Below are 22,526 nucleotides of genomic sequence, written 5' to 3'. Positions count from 1 at the left end.
TTACGGACTCCAACGGCGATCGGCCGGCATCCCGTTCAACAGTGCGCACAGCGCCTCGATGCGCGCAGGCTCGAGATCGGGAAAATTGCCGATGTAAAAGCCGAAAAAGTGGACGTGCTCGACCTGCGGGAACTGGCTCAGGTCGACCGGCGCGATGCGACCTTGCAGATAAGGCTGCCGCAACTGGTTCCCTCCACCCGAGAGGCCGCGGCGGAACTCGACCCGCGCGGCCCGCATGGCCGCTACGCAGTTGTCGCGCAAGACTTCGTTCGGCTCGTTCAGGACGAGCGTGAACGCGTAATTGCACGAGCCTTCGACCGCGAAATCGGTTCGATACCTCGACGGATCGAGGCGTGCGAGAAACAGCTGCAGGTGTTCGCGGCGACGTTCGTTCTGGCGATCGAGTCGGCGCAACTGCGACCGCCCGATGACCGCGTTGATCTCCGTGCTGCGCACGTTGAACGCCGGATACGCAAAGATGAAATCAGGGTTCAAGTCGGGAAACTCGCGCTGGTAAGCAGCGCGCGTGTCGGCCTGGCTGGCTTCGCGCACCATCCCATGTGAACGCAGCATACGGAGCCGCTCGTAGCACGCCGGATCGTCGGTCGAAACCATGCCGCCTTCGATCGTGCTCATGTGATGGGCGTAATAGAAGGAGAAATTCGACATCAGGCTCTGGGTGCCGAGCTTGTTACCGCGAAACGTGGCGCCATGCGCCTCGCACACGTCTTCGATCAAAGGCACGCCGCGGCGGCGGAGCTCGTCGAGCAATTCATCGGTGAGCGCGTTGTAGCCCAATACGTGCGTCGGAAAGACGGCCTTCGTCCGCGGCGATAGTCGCTCGATCACGGCGCGCGTGTCGAGCCCCAGGGTCCGGCGGTCGATATCGACGAACACGGGCTCGAAACCGGCCAGCAGGACGGCGACGATATCGCTGACCCAGGTCAGCGGCGGTACGATCACCTCGCCCGGCCCGACCAACCAGCGCAGCGCCGCGAGCGTGATCAGGTTGGCCGACGAGCCGGAATTGACGAACACGCTGTAGCGGACCCCCAGCCAGTCCGACCATTCGCGCTCGAATTGCGCGACCTGTTGCGACTGGGTGAGAATCGGCGGCGGCTCGGCCGCCAGAAACTGGCGCACCTCGGCCAGGTCTTCGGCCGTGATGTTGTTCCGCATCAGGGGCAGATCGAGATTGGGCACGCCCGCGGGGCACATCAGAAAGGTCCCCGGAATTCGAGAATCTCGGGCGCTTCGATCCGCGCGGGGCGCCAGTCGCTCGCCGCGCCGCGCAGCAGCCGGCAGGCCTGTTCGGCAATGTCGGCGGCGTCCGGATAGAACAGCCGCTCAAGCGGCTTGGTCGTCGGGCAGACCGTCGGCGCGAAGCCCATCCGCACGAAGCGGAACCCGTTCGTCGTGCCCAATCGCTCGGCAATGCCGGCGACGATTTCGGCGCTCGCGCCGCAGAACGCCCACGAAGAATCGACGACCACCAGGTGACCTGTGCGCCGCACGCTGGCGGCAAGGGTGTCGAAGTCCATCGGGCTCAGGCTGACCGGGTCGATCACTTCGGCCTCGATGCCGACCTCGACGAGCGAGGCCCGGGCACGCATGCATTCGACGACCGCGTGCGAGACGCCGACCAGCGTCACGTCTCGACCGGGGGCCAGCACGCGGGCCTGGCCAAAGGGAACCGTGTAGTCGCCCTCCGGCACGTGGCCGCGCTGGAAATGCACCATGCGATGCTCGATGAAAATCACCGGGTCGTCGCTGCGGATGCTCTGCAGCAGCAGGCCTTTGCCGTCGTAGGGCGTCGTCGGGGCGACGACGCGCAGGCCAGGCACGTGCATGAAGAAGGCGTGCAGGCCTTGTGAATGTTGGGCGCCTTGCCCCCAACTCCGCCCGATCACCCCGCGTACGACAAGCGGTACCGAGACCTGGCCGCCGTACATGTAGCGGGCCTTGGCCGCGATATTCACGATTTGATTCATCGCCAGGAGCATGAAGTCCATCCGGATGTGAGTCTGGATGGGTCGCATGCCGGCCATGGCCGCGCCGATCGCCACGCCGGTCATGCCGTCTTCCGCCAGCGGCGTGTCGAGGATGCGGTCGCGGCCGAATTCTTCGACGAGTCCTTTGGTTGTGCCGTAGAACCCTTTGAAATCGTCGATTCCCTGCCCCAGGACAAAGACGCGCGGATCGCGGCGCATTTCTTGCGCCGTCGCTTCGTGCAGCGCCTCGGAAAAAGTCAGAGTGCGTTCCATGGTGTGATCTTGGACGTGGCCACCAACATGCCGCGCGGCGGCAACATGCACGACATCAGGCGAACAGGTCGGTATAGAGTTCCTCGGCCCCCGGCCAAGGACTGTCCTGGGCGTAGCGGAAAGCATCGGCAATTTGCCGTTCGACCTGTTGCTCGATCGCGTCGCGCTGGGTCGGGTCGAGCTTGCGCGCCAGGCACGCCAGGCTGTCGCCGGCCAGCCACGGCTCGGCCTCGCTGCGGGGACGGTAGCCGATCGCAAAATCCTCGGCCGGTCCGACGTGTTCCCGCCAGCGGTAGCAATGGCACTCGAACAGCACGGGTCCCCGCGCGCCAGAACGCAGCTCGGCCACGACCTCGCTCGTGCGATGGTAGAGGCGCTCGGCATCCAGCTCGGCAAAGCATTCGGCCGCTACGCCCAGCGATTCGGCCTTGGCGCAAACGTCGGGCAGCGCCTGCCGCGCCTGCTGCGGCGTGTGAATCGCGTAACCGTTGTTCTCGCACACAAACAGCACGGGTAGACGCTTGAGCGCCGCATAGTTCAAGCTCTCGGCGAAGACCCCTTCTTCGACGGCGCCTTCGCCGAAGAAGCTCACCACCACGCGAGGTTCGCCGCGCATGGCCAGCGCCAGCGCATAGCCCACGGCGTGCGGAATGGTCGTCCCCACCACGGCCGACGAGCCCATCATGTGGACCGAGGTATCGAGCAGGTGCATCGAGCCCGCCTTGCCCTTGGCCACGCCCGTGGCCTTGCCGTACAGCTCGGCCAGCATCCCGCGCAGATCTCCGCCCTTGGCCAGGTACAGCGCATGACTGCGATAGGAGCCGAACACGACGTCGTCCGCCGCCAGCGCCTGGCACACGGCCACCGAGATCGCTTCCTGGCCAATCGAGAGATGAATCGGGCTGAGAATCACATCGCTCGAATAGACGCGGGCAACTTCTTCTTCCACGCGACGAATCAGATAGAGCGATCGATAGAGCCGTTCAAGCAACATGCGACGTCTCCACCGCCTCGAGTTGGCTGCGATACCAGCGGTACGTGGCCCGCAGGCCTGCGCTCAGATCGGTCGCAGGGCGAAAGCCCAACGCCAGCAGTGGACCACAATCGAGCGCTTTGCGCGGCATGCCGTCGGGCTTCGAGGCGTCGAATTCGAGCCGCCCGTGATACCCGACCGTTTCGGCGAGCAGCCTGGCCAGCTCGCCGATCGAGACGTCGCCGCCGCCGCCGAGATTGATCACCTCGGGGCAGTCGAGGTGCTCGAGCACAAACAGGCATGCGTCGGCCAGGTCGTCGGCAAACACGAACTCGCGCCGCGGCTGGCCGGTGCCCCAGACTGTGACCGCCGGGTCGGAGTTTTGCCGGGCCGTCTCGAGCCGAGCCATCAGCGACGGAATCACGTGCGCTTCGGCGGGGTCAAAATCGTCGCCCGGGCCAAACGCATTGGCCGGAATGCCGACGCGAAAATCGACGCCATACTGTCGGCGATACGCCTGGGCCAGCGCCAGGCCCGCGAGCTTGGCCGCCGCGTATGGCTCGTTGGTCGGTTCGAGCGGCCCGCTCCAGAGATCCTCGACGCGCATCGGTTGGTGGCACTCGCGCGGATAACAGCAAGAACTGGCCAGGTACAGCAGTCGCTCGACCCCATGGCGCCGCGCCGCGTCGAACAGATGCGCCGTGATCAGCAGGTTGTCGTGCGCCAGCTCGGCGCCCCGCCGCACGTTGGCGGCGATTCCGCCCGAGGGCCCCGCCGCATGGACCACGTATTCCGGGCGTGCCTGGGCGAAGAATGCGTCGAGGGCCGCGGGGTCGAACAACGACGGCTCCGCCGCGCCAGGCTCGGGCACGAGCGTGTAATCATCGCGGTCCTGCAAACGCCGGACGAGGGCAGCGCCGATCAGCGTGCTGCTGCCGGCAACGAAGATCCGGGTAGCGTGACTCATGAGCCCTGGTCTGCCGCCGAGGATGCGACGAAGAGAAGCCGGGAGCCGTGGCCAGAGCCGTCGAACTCCCGTGGGTTTCCATCGTAACTGTCGGCGCAGCCGACGGAAGCCCTGCCCCAGAGATGGGGGAAGAGCTGGCAGGGTTTTTCCGATTTTACGCCCGGTCGACGAAGATTGGCGAGCGTACCGCCGCCGTGCTAATATTCGCCCGCTCACTCCTCTTTGGCCGTCGTTTCGACGGACGCCAATTCGTGATTCGCCGATGTCTTTGGCTCACTCGGAAGACGTGCTGCCCCTGAGCGCTGCGGCAGCTCGCCCTGCGCGCGTCGCCCTGCAAGCGCCCGGCGACACCCTGTGGGTCGCGGCGCTGGCGGCGTTCCTCGGCGCAGTCGCGGCGATTCGCCAAGGCACCTGGCAAGTGGCCGTCGAATCGGGGCAGGTGCTCGCCAGCTTCGTTTCCTATCCGCATGACAACTCGTTCTATATCTATCACGTCAAGGCGTGGTCGCTGATCAACCAGGTCGCCGCACTGCTGCTGAAGGCCGGCGCCTCGCCAGAATCGGCAAGCCTGCTGCTCGTCGCTCTGGGCGGGGCGATCGCCTTTGCGGGCCTGGCCTTGATCACCTTGTCGTTGGGTGGCCCACCGTGGCTGGCGGTGATCGCTCCGCTGGTCTGCAGCAGTTTTACCGAGGCTGCGAAAGTCCTGGGCGCGACGTATCCATTGCCGCTGATCGGCGGTCCGCATACCTATGGAACCTTTTCGCTCAGTTGCGTTCTGCTGGCGCTGGGTCTGCTCGGCTGCGGCCGGCGAAAGACCGGATGGTTCCTGCTCGCGCTGGCGCCGGCGATCCACCTTACGGTCGGTCTATGGGCCGTGTTGGTCGCGCTGCTGGGAACCTGCTGCAACTGGTCCAGCGCCCGAAAGACCGTCGGCGAGGTCTGGGTCGCAGCCATGCTGGGCTTGCTGATCGCGACGATCAGCTACAAGTGGCAGGCCACCTTCTGGAGCGACCTGCCCAGGGTGTCCGACCAGATCAAAAGCGAGCTGCTTGCGCTCAGCGCCGAGTATCTGGACGCGCATCGTGGCATCGTTGCTTGGGGCCATCCTGCCGTATTGCTGAATCTGATCGTGGCGTTCTTCGGACTGCTGTGGCTGGCGATCCCGGCGCTCAGGCTACCCGCACCGGCCCGCCCGCTGATCGCTGCCTTGGTTTGCTCAGGGCTGTTGGCGGCGGTCGCCGCCGGGCTTACGGCACACCAAGGCGAATTGCCGTCGCTGTTTCGCCGCGCGATGCCGGGGCGATACGTGAATCTCGTGACGCTCGCCTTTCCCGCGGTTGCGATCGGCTGCGCCGGTGCAAACTGGCAGCGCCTTTCGGTTCGCGCGCTCTTCGTGGGCATCGTGTATCTGACGTTTCTGCCCTTGATTGCGATCGGCATGCCGGGCACGACCAAGTTGTTGTTGGCGCTGATCGGATACGCGCTGGCAGCAAGTCTCTTGCCTGAAACACTGGTCGGCGCGCTGCTCACGGCTGCAGCGCTCGTTCTGGCGTTGATTCTCGGTGCGCGCGAATCGGTGGGCTTCGTGGCCGCGGCGGTCGTTCCACTTGCCGCGCTGCCCCGGCTGGCCGCACGGTCCTCGGCCTCACCGCGAGGACCAGGCCTGCTGCGTTTCGCCTCGATCGTGCTGGTGCTGGTGGCGGGCCTGGTTTCCTTGATGACCCATTGGTCGGCCACGCGTGGGGCGATGGCGATTGACTCGGCCTTGGCTGCCGCACGACAAGGTTCGGGCCTGTTGCTGACGGGCTCGGACCTGTTCCTCGTGCAACTGAAGACGGGCCGCCCCGTGTTGCTGAGCGGCGGTTCGATCGATGCGATTTGGTATGTCCCGGAAGCGGGCGCGGACATGTACCGCGTGCTGCACGAGGTCTACGGCATCGATCTCGCACGGCCCCTGGAAAGTCGCGAATCGATGTCGATCGGTTCGCTCTATCGCGACGCGGGCCGGGAGTTGTGGCAGCGGCGCACAGCGCCGGAATGGCAGCAGCTTGCCCGCAAGTACGGTTTTCAAGACATCGTGGTCTACAAAGATTGGAAGCTCGACTTGCCGCTGATCGCGGACGGCGATTCATATCGCCTCTATCGCGTGCCAGCGTTGGCCTCAGGGGACAATCCATAATCGCATAGCTGTCTTGTCGGAGTGGCTCGGTATGCGACACAAATCTGCTTCGTCTCTTGCAAACGTCGAACTCGGCGATGAGCCGGCCAACACCAGCGCGCCCAACGCGCCCTGGCTGGAGACCGTATGGGTGGCCTGTTGGAGCGGGTTTCTCGGCATTGTCGCTGGGCTGGCCGCGTCCGACTGGCAAGTCGCCGTCGAAACGGCGCAAGTACTCGCCGACCAGGTCATCTACCCGACGGAAACCTCGTTTGAGATCTATCACTACAGCGGCTGGTCGCTGCTCAATCAGTTGAGCGCCCTCTTGCTGCAAGCGGGCCTGTCGGCCAAGTCGGCGAGCCTGGTGCTGTCGGCGCTGGGTGGCATGCTGGCCTTTCAGTCGCTGTCGCTCGTCAGCCTGGCGCTGGGCGGCGATCGCCGGTTTGCGCTGCTGACGCCCGTGCTGTACCAGGCCTTTTCCAGCAGTTGGAGCATGGCCGCGCCGGCCTATCCGCTGCAGTTTCTGGCAACGCCCAACACCTACGGACACATGGGCCGGAGCTTCGTACTGCTCGCGTTCGGGTTGCTCGGCCGCGGCCATCTTCGGTTGGCGTGGTTCTTGCTGGCCGTGGCGCCCGCGGTCCACCCAACGCTGGGAACTTGGGGCGTGGTCGTGGCATTGGCGAGCACATTGCTCCAGCGCCGTGTTGGAACGGTGTTGCGCCTGGTGTGGCCCGCGCTCGTCGCCGGCGCACTGGTGCTGGGGTTGAGCCTGGCCGTGCAGTTCCAGGCCTGGCAACACTTGCCCGCCGTCGCGACGGCGGAAAAACACCAATTCGTCGAGGTTGTTTCCGCCTTGGGCGACTACCACCGTCCGATGATCGCGCCTTGGCATCCGGGCGTTGTTCTCAACGTGCTGGTGGCGGCGCTCGCGATTCTCTGGACGAAGAAGTTGCGCGACGACTTACCCGACCAGGCTCTCGAGCTGCTCTGGTGCCTGGCCATTTCGGGCGTGCTGGCCGCGGTGGCCGCGATGTTGACCCCGTTCCAGGACCAATTGCCCTGGCTGTTTCGCCGCGCGATGCCGGGGCGGTTTGTCAATCTGGTCATCATTTCCTTTCCCGCCTTGGCCATCGGTCTGGTCGCGGCCTACCAGCGTCAACTGGCGGTCATGACCAACTGGATCGTGATGCCGGTCGCGTTGGCTGCGGTGACCTTTGAGCCGCAGTTTGGTCTGATCGCGGCGCTCTTTTTCGGCATGGTGTTGCTGATCGCAGGGCTGCAAACACTGCCCGGGCGCGGAGTGATGCTGACCTTGCAGGCCGCGACAATGCTGGCGGCAGCCGTGGTGAGCACGGTTCGCGTCACGGGAATCGAAGCCGTCCTGGCGGTCGTCTTGGCTGAAATCGGTGTCTGGTCGTTCACCGGGGGCGCCCGCTTCCAGCCGCGCCTGGTTCTCGGCGGCTTGTTGATCGTCGCCGCGCTGCTGCCAGGCTGGTTGGCACTCGAGGCCAAATGGAAATCGGGGAACAAGGCCCTGGCGCTCGAAGGCTCGCTGGTTCGGGCTGCCCGCGGCCAGGGAATGCTGCTGACCGGTTCGGACTTGTTTCTCGTGCAGGTGAAGACCGGGCGTCCGGTCATCTTCTGCGGCGGGGGAGTCGACATGCTGCCGTATGTGCCGGAGGCGGGCCCTGCGGCCCAACGCGAGCTGAGCGAGCTGTACGGAATCTCCTTGCTGGATCCGTTGCGGGCCTCGGTCTCGATGACGGGCAATCGACTGCTGCCCCAGGCGGCCAAAGAGCTTTGGCAGCGGCGCAGCTCCAGTGAATGGCGGCAGCTCGCCGACGAGTTCAAGTTCACCGACGTTCTGGTATACAAAGATTGGCAGCTCGACCTGCCGCTGGAAACCGAGAGCGATACCTTGCGACTGTACCGCGTCGCCGGCCCTGATCGCTGAGCGACTCGAACCGCAACGCGTCCCTTTGAATACGAATACCCCATGCATGTTCTCGTTACCGGCGGTGCCGGGTACCTCGGCTCGATCCTCGTCGAACACCTCCTCGATGCAGGGCATCGCGTCACGGTGTTCGATCGACTGCTCTATGGCCAGGCGAGCCTGTTGCACCTCTGCGCCCGTTCGGGCTTCGACTTTGCACGGGGCGACGTCCGCGACGAGACGGTCTTGGCGCCGCTGGTGCGCAAGGCCGACGCGTTGATTCCGCTGGCCGCCGTTGTGGGGGCCGGCGCCTGCGATGCCGATCCACAACTGGCGACGAGCGTGAACCTCGACGCCATTCGCTTGTTGCTGCGTTTGCGGTCGCCCAGTCAGCTCGTCGTTTTTCCCAACACGAACAGCGGCTACGGCACCCGTTCAGGGGCCACCTTTTGCACGGAAGAAACCCCGCTCGAGCCGATTTCGCTGTATGGCCGCACGAAGGTCGACGCCGAACAGGCCGTGCTCGATGCGCCGTTGTCGGTGTCGCTTCGCCTGGCCACGGTCTTCGGCATGTCGCCACGTATGCGGCTCGACCTGCTGGTCAACCACTTCGTCTATGCCGCGGTCACCGATGGCTACCTGGTGATCTTCGAACAACACTTCAAGCGGAACTTCATTCACGTCCGCGATGTGGCCGACTGTTTTGTCCACGCCGTGGCCCAGGGCAAAGCCATGGCCGGCAGGGCGTACAACGCGGGGCTGGATGAAGCCAACCTTTCGAAGGGCGAACTCGCCGAGCTGATCCAACGCTTCGTTCCCGGCTTCTACCTGCACTTTGCCGAGGTCGGTGTCGACCCGGACAAGCGCAACTACATTGTCTCGAACGCTCGCCTGCGCGAAGCCGGCTTCGCGGCGCGGCGCAGCTTGGAAGCGGGCGTTGCCGAACTGGTGCTCGGCTACCGAATGATGGGTCGTCACCCGTGGAAGAACGTGTGAGCGTGCTGCGGTGAGCGCGTTAGCGGACATCTCGGCCGCCGTTCTGGTCGGCGGATTGGGCACCCGTCTGCGCGGCGTCGTCGACGATCTTCCCAAGCCGCTCGCGCCGGTGAATGGCCGGCCGTTTCTCGCCTATCTGCTCGACCAATTGGTCGCCGCAGGGGTGCCGGCCGCGACGCTCTGCACCGGCTACCTGGGCGAGCGCGTCGCGCAAACCTTTGGCGATGCCTATGGCCCCATGCGACTCACGTACAGCCAGGAATCGCAGCCGCTGGGTACGGCCGGTGCGCTGCGGTTGGCCAGCGACCGGCTGACCTCGGACCCGGTCCTAGTGCTCAATGGCGATTCGTACTGCGCAGTCGATCTCGCGGAATTCGTCGCGTGCTACCGTCGCAGCGGTGCGAGCGTCGCTATCGCGCTCGCCGAAGTGGCCGATACGGCGGCCTACGGCCTGGTCGAGCTGGATGCCGCCGGCCACGTCCGGCAATTTCGCGAGAAACAGGCCACCGGTGGCCCCGGGCTCATCAATGCCGGCATATACCTCATTTCCCGCACGCGGCTGGGCGAGATTCCACCGGGAAAACCCGTCTCGCTCGAACGCGATTGCTTTCCTGCCTGGACTGGGTCGGCGATGATGGGCTGGAGGGGTGGGCGGCACTTCATCGACATTGGCACGCCCGAGTCGTACCGCCGCGCAAGCGAATTCCTCGCCGGTCGCGTCGACCCGGCTTAGAATTGTTGGTGGCCCGTTCGGGCCCCGTTGATCGACACTCGAGCGTCTCGCGTCATGATCATTTCCCGCACACCTTACCGCGTCTCGTTCTTTGGCGGAGGCTCGGACTATCCGTCCTGGTACCGCGCGCACGGCGGGAAGGTGCTGGCGACGACGATCGACAAGTATTGCTACCTGACCTGCCGCTACCTGCCGCCGTTTTTTGAACATCGTTTTCGCGTCGTCTACTCGAAGTGCGACACCTGCCGGTCGATCGACGAGATCTCGCACCCGGCCGTGCGCGAAGGGTTGCGCTACCTGCAGATCGATCGCGGCGTGGAGATTCATCACGACGGCGACCTGCCGGCACGCAGCGGCGCCGGCACGAGCTCGGCGTTTGCCGTGGGCTTGCTGCATGCCTTGCATGCCCTCGAGGGACGCATGGTTCACAAGCTGCAACTCGCACAAGAGGCGATTCATCTCGAACAAGATATCCTGTGCGAAACCGTCGGATCGCAGGATCAAGTGCTGTCGGCCTACGGCGGCCTGAACCAGGTGACGTTTCATCCCACGGGCGAGTTCACCGTGCGGCCCGTGGTCTTGCCCCCGGCGCGCAGGCAGGCGTTGTCCGACAGCCTGATGCTGTTCTACACGGGCATTCGAAGGACCGCGTCCGACGTGGCCGACACCTACGCGCACACGCTGGCGACACGACAGCGCCAGGTGCAATCGATGGTGGCCCTCGTCGATGAGGCCCTGGAGGTGCTGTGCGGGCCCGGCAGCCTCGACGATTTCGGCAGGTTGCTCCACGAGGCCTGGGCACTGAAGAGCTCGTTGAGCGCGCGGGTCACCAACGGCGAGCTGGAAAGCATCTACGAGCGGGCCCGCTCCGCCGGGGCGCTGGGTGGCAAGCTGCTCGGCGCAGGGGGCGGGGGCTTCTTCTTGCTGTACGTGCCCACGGACCAGCAAGCCGCCGTGCGGCAAGAGCTCTCTGAACTGGTCCATGTGCCGTTCGATTTCGAGCCAAATGGCAGCCAGATCATCTTCTTCGATCGCGAGCGCGAATACCCGGCCGACGACGCCGACGCAACGACGCGGCGCTCGTTCCGCGAGTTGAAGGCCCAGGACGACACGGCCGAGACGCGGCAATAGAGCCGCCGCCGTCTCTTGATCACGGACGAGCCGCTGCGCCCTTGCTGCAATTGCCCCGTGCAGCATCTGCCGTGTATGGCCGCAAACCTGGGGAACGAATAATTACACCCGGCAGGATTCGAACCTGCAACCCTCGGTTCCGAAGACCGATGCGCTATCCAGTTGCGCCACGGGTGCATGCGTGCAGACACGCTAATCCATAACCTACCACGGCGCGGGGCATCTGGGCAGCCGGGCACTGGGCCGCGGCCGCGCGTCGCCGGGGTGCAGCGGTAAGACCGTCGCCCCCTACAGCGGGCCGGTGTACGACACCAGGGCCCGCATGTAGTTCACCCGTTCCAAGGCCGACGGATCGGGACAATGGCTGCGGCTCATGCTGCCGCGCAATTGCCCGACGGAGTGATAGCCGCCGGCGGCGATCCACTCTTCGAGGCCCTTGAGGATCGTGGCCACATGGCCGGCGCCATGCTTCAACAGGGCCGATGCGAGCAACACGACGTCTGCGCCGACGAGCAGCGATTTGATCGCTTCGACGGCCGTGTGGACGCCGCCGGTGGCCGCCAGCGAAGTGCTCAATTGATCGCGCAGAATGGCGATCCACCGCAGCGCCACGCCCAGTTCGTGCGGCGTACTCAACACCAGATTGGGGCGCAGTTCCAACGTGTCGATGTCGATGTCGGGCTCCAGATAGCGGTTGAACAGCACCAGGCCATCGGCGCCCGCGTCGACCAACCGCCGGCAGAAATTGGGCAAGGCCGTGAATTGCGGCCCGATCTTGACGGCCAAGGGCAGCCGCACGGTCGAGCGGATTTGCGACACCAGGTCGAGGTAGCGACGCTCGACGTCGCCGGCCGTTTCGCTGCCGTCGGTCGGCACGTAATAGACGTTCAACTCGAGCGCGTCGACGCCGCACTCTTCGATGCGGCGGGCATAGTGCACCCAGCCGCCTGGCGACGAGGCATTCAAGCTGGCGATCAGCGGAATCCGCACGGCCCGCCGCGCCTGGGCCAGCTTTTCCAAGTAGTGCTCAGGGGCCGAATGCGGCTGATCGAGTTCGGGAAAATAGCTCAGCGACTCGCCGAACGACTCGGCGCCATATTCGTACACCCGCTGCACTTCCAGGGCATCGTGCTCGATCTGTTCTTCGAACAACGACGGCAACACCGCCGCGGCCGCGCCGGCGTCTTCGAGTTTGCGGAGCGAATCGATGTGGCCCGTCAACGGCGAGGCCGACGCGACGACCGGGTTCGGCAGCGACAGTCCGAGATAACGTGTGGAGAGATCAATCATCACGGTGCGGCTCCCGCGGCAGCTTGGGCCAAATCGCGCTCGATGCCGGCCATCTGCTCATAGTAGTGCCATCGATCGGTGATTTCCTGCTGGGCCGCGGCGGCCAACTCGCGTGCGCGCTCGGGCGCGGCGCCGGCCAGCATCGCGAACCGCGCCTCGCGCTCGGTGAACTTCGATAACGGCAACGACGGCGCATGGCTGTCGAGCTGGAACGGGTGCTGGCCCGTCCGGGCAAAGCGCGGATCGTAGCGGTAGAGCGGCCAGTAACCGCTTTTCACCGCGTCTTTCTGGTGCGACATGCCCGTGGCCATGTCGATGCCGTGCGCGATGCAGTGGCTGTAGGCCAGGATCAACGAGGGGCCAGGATACGACTCGGCCTCGTGGAAGGCCCGAATCGCCTGGGCCGGGTTTGCTCCCAGCGCGATGCGCGCCACGTAGACATGGCCATAGGCCACGGCGAGCATGCCCAAATCCTTCTTGCCGATGGCCTTGCCGGCCGAGGCGAACTTGGCCACGGCGCCTCGCGGGGTGGCCTTCGACGCCTGCCCGCCGGTGTTCGAATAGACCTCGGTGTCGAGCACGAGGATGTTGACGTCGCGGTCTGTGGCCAGCACGTGATCGAGCCCGCCGAAGCCGATGTCGTAGGCCCAACCGTCGCCCCCGACGATCCACAGGCTGCGGCGCACGAACGCGTCGGCCATCGCCGCCAGCCGGCTGGCCTGGGGATCGGCGCTCCCGGCCAGCGCCTCGCGCAGCCGCGCGACGCGTTGCCGCTGCGCTTCGATGTCGGACCGGGTGCGCTGCGGTGCGGCGACGAGCGCCTCGACCAGCGCCGGGTCGGCCGGCCGGCGCAGGCTGTGCAAGAGTGTTTCGGCCGTGGCGCGCTTGTGATCGAGGGCCAGGCAAAGTCCCAGGCCGAATTCAGCGTTGTCCTCAAACAGCGAGTTGGCCCACGCCGGCCCGCGGCCGTGGCGATCGACCGTCCAGGGGGTCGTCGGCAGGTTGCCGCCGTAGATCGACGAGCAGCCCGTCGCGTTGGCGATCACCGCGCGGTCGCCGAACAACTGCGACATCAGTTTCAAGTACGGGGTTTCGCCGCACCCGGCACAGGCTCCCGAGTATTCCATCAAGGGCAGCAGCAATTGCGAGCCCTTGATGGCCTCGGAGTTCACGTGTCTGGGATCGACGTCGGGCAGCTCGAGGAACCAGTCGTATGCTTGCCGTCGCTGCTCGAGTTTCTCGCCGCGCGGCTGCATATCGAGCGCCTTGTGCCGGGCAACGGTCTTGCTGCGCGCCGGACAGATCTCGACGCACATGCTGCAGCCGGTGCAATCGTCCGGTGCGACCTGAATCGCCAGCACTCCACCGGGCAATTCCTCGCCGGGCCAGGGACGACTGGCAAAGCCGTCGGGCCGCCCGGCGGCCTGGGCCGGATCGAACAGCTTCATGCGGATCGCCGCGTGCGGGCAAACCAGCGCACAGAGTCCGCAAGCGGTACAGATGTCGGCATCCCAGGTCGGGATTTCGGCGGCGATGCCGCGCTTCTCGTAGCGTGAGGTGCCCGTCGGAAACGTGCCGTCGACCGGCAAGGCGCTGACGGGCAGCAGGTCGCCGTGGCCCGCAGCGATCGTTTGCGTGACCCGTGTGACAAAGTCCGGCGCGGGGCCCACGAGCGCGGGCAACCGCCGCAGGAGGCCGTCGGCCGCGCGGTCAGTGTCGACTTCGGCCATCGCGGCCAGCGAGGCGTCGACGGCGGCAAAATTCCTTTCGAGTACCGCCTCTCCACGGCGGGCATACGTCGCGCGGATGCTGTACTTGATCGACTCGATCGCCTGTTCGCGCGGCATCAGGCCAGCCAATGCGAAGAAGCAGGTCTGCATCACGGTGTTGATCCGGCCACCCAGCCCGGCTTCGCGCGCGACCCGGGCCGCGTCGACCGTGAAGACCCGCAACTGGCGATCGAGAATCCGTTCTTGGACCTCGCAGGGCAGGTGGTCCCAAACCTCGGCGGCCGTGTACGGGGCGTTCAGGAGCAAGGTCGCACCCGGCGCGGCCGATTCGACGACGTCCATCCGTTCGAGCAGGGAGAACTGATGACAGGCCACGAAATTCGCCTGCCGGATCAGATACGTCGAGCGGATGGGCCGCTTGCTGAAGCGCAAGTGCGAAACCGTCACCGAGCCCGACTTCTTCGAGTCGTAGACAAAATAGCCCTGCGCGAACAGCGGTGTCTGCTCGCCGATGATCTTGACCGAGTTCTTGTTCGCGCCGACCGTACCGTCGCTGCCGAGGCCGAAGAACACGGCGCAGAACACGTCGTTGTCTTCGGGGCAGTCGTCCGCGTTCCACGGCAGGCTCAGATGCGTCACATCGTCGAAGATGCCCACGGTGAAATGCCGCCGAGGCTGCGGGCGGTGCAATTCGGCGACCACGCCCGCCACCATGGCCGGAGTGAACTCTTTGCTCGAGAGCCCGAAGCGGCCGCCGTAGACTTGCGGCAAAGCGCGGCCGGGGTGCACCGCATGCCAGGCCTCGGCCAGCGCCGTGACCACGTCTTGATACAGCGGCTCGCCCACGGCGCCGGGTTCCTTGGCCCGATCCAGCACGGCGATCCGCTCGACGCCCTCGGGCAGTGACTCGACAAACCGGTACGCATCGAATGGCCGGAACAGCCGCACCTTGACCAGGCCTACGCGGCGCTTGTTGCCGGCACGCTCGAGATAGTCCTCGACGGCGCCGGTGCCCGAACCCATCATCACGATCACGTCGCTGGCGTCGGCCGGGCCGCAATAGTCGAACAAGTGATAGGTTCGCCCGCAGCGCACGGCGAACTGTTCCATGGCCGCGGCCAGCCGGTCGGGCAGCGCGTCGTAATAGCGGTTGGCACCTTCGCGCGTCTGGAAAAACACGTCGGGGTTTTGTGCCGTACCGCGGAGCGTCGGCCGATCGGGATCGAGCGCCCGGCGGCGATGCGTTTCGACGTCGGCCAGGTCGATCATGGCCTTCACGTCGTCGGCGTCCAAGAGCTCGATCTTGTTGACTTCATGCGAAGTGCGAAACCCGTCGAAGAAATGCACGAACGGCACCTGCGTGGCCAGCGTAGTGGCGTGTGCCAAGAGGGCCATGTCTTGCGCTTCTTGCACGCTGTTCGAGGCCAACATCGCCCAGCCGGTTTGCCGTACGGCGTAGACGTCGCTGTGATCGCCGAAAATCGACAGCGCGTGCGTCGCCACGGTCCGGGCCGCGACGTGAAACACGGCCGGCAACAACTCGCCGGCGATCTTGTACATGTTCGGAATCATCAGCAGCAGGCCTTGCGACGCGGTGAACGTCGTGGCCAGCGTGCCGCCGAGCAAGGCCCCGTGCACCGATCCCGCGGCGCCCGCTTCGCTCTGCATCTCGATCACCGTGGGAACGGTGTCGAACATGTTCCGGCGGCCCGCCGCCGACCAGGTATCGGCCAACTCACCCATCGGCGAGGCGGGAGTGATCGGGTAGATCGCGATCACTTCACTCGCCAGGTGTGCGATACGAGCCGCCGCTTCGTTTCCATCCAAGGTCTTCAAGGTGCCCACGCTTCAGCACTCCGAAGGAAATCGACCAATCCTCAAGCGAACTTGCCCACCCCAGCCACGTAGCAAACACAGTGCCGCTAGAAAAAGGCGACAAGACGAACCACAAGGTCATGCGAAGAACGCCGTAACCGGGCGGCGTAAGTCAACATTGCTGTGTCGAATCGGCGCGCTTTTGGCAGCAACATCGTAGCGGCGCGTGTCGATGCGGCACACCAGGGGCGGCGCGTCGTGCGCTACTTCGCCGCCTTCGTTGGCCGGTACCAGTCGCGACGCAGCCAATCGACGATCAATCCGATCGATTCGCGCGAGAGGGTATTAGCGGGCGAATCGCCCTCGACCGCGGCAAAAGCGGGCATATTGTGATCGAGATCGCCGTAGAACCGCGACTTGCCCGGGTCGCAGACCAGGTCCAGCATCCACTGCCGCGAGGCGTAGCCGGTCAGGTCCGGTGCCGAGCCCAGCGAACCCGCTTCGTAAAACTTGTGGCATTGTGCGCAGCGGCCATCGTCGGCCAGGATTTTCCGGCCAGCCTCGATCTGGTCCTGGGTACCTTCGACCGGGCGGCTCTCCGGCAGTTGCGCTTCGGCCTCCAGGGCCAGCGCCACGGATTCGATCTCCTGCTGGCTCCAGGTCGCCATGTCGCCCTCGACATAAGTGGCCATATCGCCCGAGGCGTGCGGAGTGCCGCCAAAGTACTTGGGGGTGTTGATTTGCGCAGGATCGAACAGGCCGCGAAGCCACGAGGTCGTGCCGAAACCGTAGAGGTTGGCCCCCTGCGGTTTGTCGAGAGCCAGCCCGGCTCCGGCTGCATCGGTGTGCGCGTGGCAACTGCCGCAATGCGTCTTGAACAGCACCGGACCTTGCGTGAGGGCATCGCGCCGCAACAGCGCGATGGCCCCCTCGGGAGGAATCAGGCCCGCGTCGGCTAACAAGCGGGCGCGTGCCGCAAGCGTCTGGGCCTGCGCCTGCTCCTCTTGCAAATGCTTGTCGCCGGCATCGCGCGCGAGCGATAGCCCGGTGAGCACGGCCAGTGATCCCAGGCCAACGACCAGCAACAGCGCGCGGAACACAAAGCTCACGCTCCGGGGCAGCCGCGCGTCGATCCACGGCAAGACCAGCAGCAGGCCCAGCGACAACGCGGGAAAGACCTGCGTCGGCAGCAGTTCCCAGGTCCCCGAGAAGTAACGCCGCGCCTCGAACAGAAACAGCACGTACCATTCGGGCCGCGGAGTATGTGCGATTTCCGGATCGGCCGGCATCGTCAACGGTGCGCCTGCGTAGTAGGCCCAGGCCACGAGCCCGCCCAATACCACCAGCAGCACCAGCAGGTTGCGCACCGATTGGTAGGGCCAATAGGGCAAGGGCGTCGGGTCGGCCAGCTTCGGTACGTTGGCCCGCACCAGATGGCGATAGATCTGGCCGAAATGGACCACGCACAGCAGCAGCACGATCGTTGGCAGCAACACGCTATGCAGCGTGTACAAATGCGTCAGCGTCAGGTGGCCGACGGCGTCGCCGCCCAGCAGCAGCCGGCGGATCAGCGGGCCGGCACCGGGCGTGGCGGCGGCGATATTGCTTTCGACTTCGATTTGGGCGACGCCGCTTTGCGTGGCAACCAGCGGGTTGCCCGTGATGGCGAACGCCAAGGTGAGCGGCAACAGCAAGACGCCGGTAATCCAGATCAATTCGCGCGGCGCGCGAAATGCCGCCACCAGCAGGCACCGCGCCAGATGGACGATCAAGGCCACGAACAGGGCTTGCGTCCCCCAGTGATGCACGCCGCGGATGATGCGGCCGCCGAGCGACGATTCGATGTAGTGCACGCTGGCCCAGGCGTTGGTGAACGAAGGGCTATACGTGGCCATCAACAGCACGCCCGTCACCGCCTCGACAACCAGCAGCCACAACACCAGGCTGCCAGTCGCTGCCCACCAACTGGGCCCGTCGGGCAGCAGTCGCGCGCGGCACGCGGCGATCGCCGGGCGATAGCCCACTCGTTCGTTCAACCAGTCGCCCATGCTGCCGATCACGCGTGGCTCGCTGTTGTAGCCCGTGGGGTGGTTCGCTGTTCGCCTACGAGGCCGCGATGCGTTCCGGAATGCCAGCGACGAACTTTTCGTACGCCACTTCGACCCACCATTCCTTGGTGGCCGGGTCCTCGACCAGCCGGCAATCGAGGGCATCGAGCCCGCGCGGAGCCGGGTTCGGTTGCTGCAGCTCGGCTGCAGGCACGAGCTCACCATTCTCGCGGAACCGGGCATGGTGGCAGGGGCAGACGAATTGCTTGTTCGGCGTGTCGTGATGCACGCGGCAGCCCAAGTGCGGGCAGATCTCCGTAAAGGCGTCGACCTGTGCCTGGGCCGCGGGGACATCCTCGCCGCTGCGCCGTACGAGCCACACGCCGCCGATGGCCTCGCGAGGGAAGCGCGTCCAGGCGTCGCGGCGATCGGCGATGACCGGTACACGCAGCGGGCGATCGGGCAGCAGGTCGCGCAGCCGCGCCACGCGTTGCGTGGTCTTGCCGGCGCCCCGATTGTTGGCCGCGGTCGCGAACAGGTAACCCACGCCCGGCACCGCCACGAGCGCCCCTGTGGCCGTGGCCATCATCGCGCTGAGTGCCGCTAATACGCTGCGACGATTCATGCAACGAGATCCATGCGATCACGAAGAAAACTGCACCAGCCTAGGCGGGGAGCCGAGCAAACCCCGAAGCTCGACCCGGTAACCGGATCACTCGAACCGGTGGAAGGCGAGGTGGATTATATAAATCGATCGTGCCGCTCACCAATCCCAAACCTCGCACCGCGCGGGCCCATCTTGCGCGCCATAGCGCGCGGCCGCGACAAGACGGCGCGAAATCGCCCACTTGCCGGTCCGCGACAATTTGCAGCGCCCTCCAGACGGCAACAACACGAACGAACCGCCGGTTGGGTGCGTAATAAAGGTGGGCGGAAAGGAAGTGAGACGAGTAATGCCAAGCTTCGACAGAAGGAGCCTCGCGGGAGCCTGAGAGGTTCGGCCCAAGTCCGTGGCGAAGCCTGCGCCGGTCGGTCTAGGGACGCGGCCCATCGCTTCGCATCCCGCCAGAGGGGAATTCTCGACTCGCCACTTCCGCGAGGCTGGGGCCAGGGTTGAAGGAGTCAAGGCCGGGTAATGCCCGGCCTTTGGCGTTTCTCGAGGGTGCGGCTGAGCCCCGCCGCGTTGGATCGTCGCCAAACGCGGGGTTAAGATAGTGTGCCGGGTACCACCGCGCATCCCTCCTCGACGCCTTCGAGGCTTGCCTCGAGGTCCCGCCGCTTCATGAAAACCGTCTCGCGTTTGTACCGGGTTTCGCTTGTCCTTCGGCCGGCGCTCTGCGCGGCAGCGATCGTGCTTGGCAGTCTGACGGGGCTTCGCGCGGCAGAGCCTGCCGCGACGGATGCTCAAACCCCGGCCACAGAGCGGATCGACTACGCCGCGCAGATTCAACCCCTGCTGGCGGCACACTGCTACAAGTGTCACGGCCCGCAAAAGCAGGAGTCGGGCCTGCGGCTCGATCAAAAGGCTGCCGCGCTCAATCACCCGGAGGCTGTTTATGGGCCTGCGATCGTGCCCGGCAAGAGTGCCGAGAGCGTCTTGATTCAAGCCGTCAGCGGCACGCACGCCGATCTGGAACGCATGCCGCCCGGCTCCGAACCGTTGAGCGAGGCGCAGATTGCCCTGCTCAAAGGTTGGATCGATCAGGGTGCCACCTGGCCCGACGATCCACAGGCCGCACTCATCGATCGCGCGAAGCACCATTGGGCCTTTCAAGCGCCGGTGCGTCCTGAGCCGCCTGCCGTGCAACGAGGCGACTGGGCCCGTGGCGAACTCGATCAGTTCGTGCTGGCGCGGTTGGAAAGCGAGGGGCTCGCGCCCTCGCCCGAGGCCGATCGCACGACGCTGTTGCGACGGTTGAGCCTCGATCTGATCGGGCTGCCGCCGACGATCGCCGAAGTCGATGCCTTCGTCGCCGATTCGCGGCCCGACGCCTATGAAATGCAGGTCGAGCGGCTACTCGCCTCGCCGCATTACGGCGAGCGCTGGGGGCGCCATTGGCTCGATGCGGCCCGGTATGCCGATTCCGACGGCTATGAAAAGGACAAATCGCGCAACGTCTGGTTCTTCCGCGATTGGGTCGTGGGCGCGTTCAATCGCGATTTGCCCTACGACCAGTTCATCATCGAACAACTTGCCGGCGACCAATTGCCCGACGCGACGCAGGATCAGATCGTGGCCACGGGTTTCCTGCGCAACTCGATGCTCAACGAGGAAGGCGGCGTCGATCCCGAACAGTTCCGCATGGACGCGATGTTCGATCGGATGGATTGCATCGGCAAGAGCATTCTGGGCCTGACGATCCAATGCGGGCAGTGCCATTCGCACAAGTACGATCCATTTTCCCAAGAAGAGTATTACCGGCTGTTCGCCTTCCTGAACAACGATCACGAACCGACGCAGGTGGTGTACACTGCCGACGAATTGCAGCAGATCGCCGGCCTGACGAGCGACATGCGGAGTATCGAGAATTCGCTGCGCGAGCGCGTCGGCGATTGGGAAACTCAGCTTGACGCCTGGGCTGCCGAGACCGCGGCGGCCGACGTGGACTGGACGGTGCTTGCGCCCCAGGACTACTCCGAATTGGGAGGCGGGGCCAAGCTCAGCCTGCTGGCCGATCAATCGATGCTCTGCGCCGGTTACGCCCCGACGCATTGCACCTTCCAGGTGACGGGCGACGTCCCGCTGCTGCGCGTGACGGGCGTGCGGCTCGAGACGCTCCGCAATCCGAATCTGCCTTGCGGCGGGCCGGGACGCAGCTTCAAAGGCACGTTCGGCCTGACGGAGATCAAGGTTGAGGTCATCGATGCCGCGGCCCCGGACCAGCGCCGCGAAGTGAAGCTCGCCGCGGCAGTCGCCGATTACAACCAGCCGGAAAGCCCGTTGGAACCGAACTTCGACGATCGCTCGGGCAAGTCGCGTGTCGTCGGTCCGGTCGGCATGGCGATCGACGGCAACAACGAAACCGCCTGGGGCATCGACGCGGGGCCGGGGCGACGCAACCAGGATCGCGTGGCCGTATTCCAATTCGCCGAACCCGTCGATTTGCCTGCCGGTGGGCAGATCGTCGTCAAGCTCGTGCAGAACCACGGCGGCTGGAACAGCGACGATCATCAGAACAACCTGCTGGGCTGCTTTCGCGTGTCGATCACTTCGGCAGCCGATCCGGCGTCGCGGGTCCTGCCCCTGGCCGTGAGCGAGGCGCTGCACACACCGCAGGCGCGGCGCTCGCCGACGCAGGCCGCCGCGCTGTTCTCGTACTGGCGCACGCAGACGCCCCAGTTCGAGGACGCCAACCACCAGATCGAGTCGCTGTGGCAGCAATGGCCGGCCGGCGCGACGTCGCTGGTGCTCCAGACTCGCCCCGAGGCGCGGATGACGCGGATGCTCACCCGCGGCGATTTTCTCCGCCCCGGTAAACCCGTGGACGCCGGCGTGCCGGCGTTCTTGCATGCGCTGCCCGATGACGCGCCGCCGACGCGCTTGACGCTCGCGCGTTGGTTGGTCGATCGCCGCAGCCCGACCACGGCCCGGGTATTCGTCAATCGCGTCTGGCAGGCCTACTTCGGGACGGGCCTGGTGTCGACGCCGGAGGATTTCGGCGTGCAGGGCGAGCGGCCCTCGCATCCCGAACTGCTCGATTGGCTCGCCTGCGAATTCATGGATCGCGGTTGGAGCATCAAGCAACTGCATCGCACGATCGTATCGTCGGCGACCTATCGCCAGGCTTCGCGCGTTACGCCCGAGCTGCGAGAAAAGGATCCCTTCAATCGACTCCTGGCCCGCGCGTCGCGCGTGCGCGCCGAGGGCGAGATCGTGCACGACATCGCGTTGGCGGCCAGCGGTCTGCTCAATCCAGCGCAGGGTGGCCCGAGCGTCTATCCCCCGCTGCCCACCAGCGTCTTGGCGCTGAGCTACGGGCCCATGACCTGGAACTCCGAGACGGGTGCGAACCGTTATCGCCGGGCGTTGTACACGTTCCGGCGGCGCTCGATTCCCTTCCCTGCATTGCAGAACTTCGACACGCCCAACGGCGATTTCTCCTGCGTGCGGCGCACGCGCTCGAACACGCCGCTGCAGGCCCTGACGACGCTGAACGAGACGATTTTTATCGAGGCTGCCCAGGCGCTGGCCCGGCAGACCCTGGTCGCGGGCGGCAGCGACGATGCGCAGCGGATCACCTATGCGTTCCGGCGTTGCGTGAGCCGGGCGCCCGAGTCCGGCGAGTTGAACATGTTGCTGACATTGCTCGAGCGGCAAGAACGGCGAATCGCCGACGGCTGGGCCAATCCCTGGCTGATCGCCACCGGCAGCGACCACCGGCCCGACGATCTGCCACCGGGCGCGACGCCGACCCGGCTGGGCGCGTACACGGTCGTGGCCAGGGTACTGTTGAATCTCGACGAAACGATTACCCGGGAGTAAGG

The 22,526-nt window shown here is 65.6% G+C and carries 14 protein-coding genes and 1 tRNA gene; 6 read left to right on the top strand and 9 right to left on the bottom strand.

All coding sequences use genetic code 11. From position 1 onward, the window contains the following. The 4 genes from K1X74_07370 to K1X74_07355 are packed head-to-tail and all read right to left on the bottom strand — an operon-like array spanning position 1 to position 4,204. A complete protein-coding gene (locus K1X74_07370) occupies positions 1–1,218 on the bottom strand; it encodes a DegT/DnrJ/EryC1/StrS family aminotransferase (protein MBX7166153.1) in 1,218 nt (405 codons plus the stop codon). Further along, positions 1,218–2,264, bottom strand: a complete 1,047-nt coding sequence (locus K1X74_07365) for a hypothetical protein (protein MBX7166152.1) — start codon at positions 2,262–2,264, stop codon at positions 1,218–1,220. Before K1X74_07365 ends, K1X74_07370 begins: the two co-directional genes overlap by 1 nt. Positions 2,265–2,319: 55 nt before the next feature. Next, a complete protein-coding gene (locus tag K1X74_07360) occupies positions 2,320–3,258 on the bottom strand; it encodes a thiamine pyrophosphate-dependent dehydrogenase E1 component subunit alpha (protein MBX7166151.1) in 939 nt (312 codons plus the stop codon). Beyond that, complete coding sequence (locus K1X74_07355; GenBank protein MBX7166150.1) at positions 3,248–4,204, bottom strand: GDP-L-fucose synthase; 957 nt, start codon at positions 4,202–4,204, stop codon at positions 3,248–3,250. Before K1X74_07355 ends, K1X74_07360 begins: the two co-directional genes overlap by 11 nt. 262 nt (positions 4,205–4,466) lie before the next feature. On the opposite strand from K1X74_07355, the gene K1X74_07350 reads away from it, so the two are divergent. Genes K1X74_07350 through K1X74_07330 form a run of 5 tightly spaced genes read left to right on the top strand, consistent with a single transcriptional unit; the run spans position 4,467 to position 11,158 of the window. Beyond that, positions 4,467–6,383 (top strand): hypothetical protein, encoded by a 1,917-nt coding sequence (locus K1X74_07350; protein MBX7166149.1) that lies wholly within the window; start codon positions 4,467–4,469, stop codon positions 6,381–6,383. Between the two features lie 31 nt (positions 6,384–6,414). Beyond that, entirely contained in the window at positions 6,415–8,319 is a 1,905-nt protein-coding gene (locus tag K1X74_07345; GenBank protein MBX7166148.1) for a hypothetical protein, read from the top strand. A gap of 42 nt (positions 8,320–8,361) precedes the next feature. After that, positions 8,362–9,294 carry an NAD(P)-dependent oxidoreductase gene (locus tag K1X74_07340; protein MBX7166147.1) on the top strand — a complete coding sequence of 311 codons (933 nt, stop codon included), beginning with the start codon at positions 8,362–8,364 and terminating at the stop codon, positions 9,292–9,294. A 10-nt stretch (positions 9,295–9,304) separates the two neighbouring features. Next, positions 9,305–10,027, top strand: a complete 723-nt coding sequence (locus K1X74_07335; protein ID MBX7166146.1) for a nucleotidyltransferase family protein — start codon at positions 9,305–9,307, stop codon at positions 10,025–10,027. Positions 10,028–10,081: 54 nt separating this feature from the next. Next, the gene (locus tag K1X74_07330) at positions 10,082–11,158 is read left to right on the top strand and encodes a GHMP kinase (GenBank protein MBX7166145.1); all 1,077 of its coding nucleotides are present in this window, start codon (positions 10,082–10,084) and stop codon (positions 11,156–11,158) included. Between the two features lie 103 nt (positions 11,159–11,261). Here the strand turns inward: K1X74_07330 and K1X74_07325 are convergent. The 5 genes from K1X74_07325 to K1X74_07305 form a co-directional block, all read right to left on the bottom strand. Further along, positions 11,262–11,335 (bottom strand) — tRNA-Arg (locus K1X74_07325). Positions 11,336–11,446: 111 nt separating this feature from the next. Next, entirely contained in the window at positions 11,447–12,451 is a 1,005-nt protein-coding gene (locus tag K1X74_07320; protein ID MBX7166144.1) for a dihydroorotate dehydrogenase-like protein, read from the bottom strand. After that, positions 12,448–16,023 (bottom strand): pyruvate:ferredoxin (flavodoxin) oxidoreductase, encoded by a 3,576-nt coding sequence (nifJ, locus tag K1X74_07315; protein MBX7166143.1) that lies wholly within the window; start codon positions 16,021–16,023, stop codon positions 12,448–12,450. The genes K1X74_07320 and nifJ overlap by 4 nt, the downstream gene beginning before the upstream one ends. Before the next feature lie 233 nt (positions 16,024–16,256). Continuing rightward, positions 16,257–18,053, bottom strand: a complete 1,797-nt coding sequence (locus K1X74_07310; protein ID MBX7166142.1) for a cytochrome b N-terminal domain-containing protein — start codon at positions 18,051–18,053, stop codon at positions 16,257–16,259. Between the two features lie 43 nt (positions 18,054–18,096). Further along, complete coding sequence (locus K1X74_07305; protein MBX7166141.1) at positions 18,097–18,666, bottom strand: Rieske 2Fe-2S domain-containing protein; 570 nt, start codon at positions 18,664–18,666, stop codon at positions 18,097–18,099. Positions 18,667–19,323: 657 nt separating this feature from the next. On the opposite strand from K1X74_07305, the gene K1X74_07300 reads away from it, so the two are divergent. Further along, positions 19,324–22,524 carry a DUF1553 domain-containing protein gene (locus K1X74_07300; GenBank protein MBX7166140.1) on the top strand — a complete coding sequence of 1,067 codons (3,201 nt, stop codon included), beginning with the start codon at positions 19,324–19,326 and terminating at the stop codon, positions 22,522–22,524. Positions 22,525–22,526: the final 2 nt, after the last annotated feature.

The organism is Pirellulales bacterium, assembly GCA_019694435.1.
GTDB lineage: Bacteria > Planctomycetota > Planctomycetia > Pirellulales > JAEUIK01 > JAIBBZ01.
The sequence above is the reverse complement of the archived record's forward strand: the minus strand, read 5'-3'. Positions and strand labels throughout refer to the sequence as shown.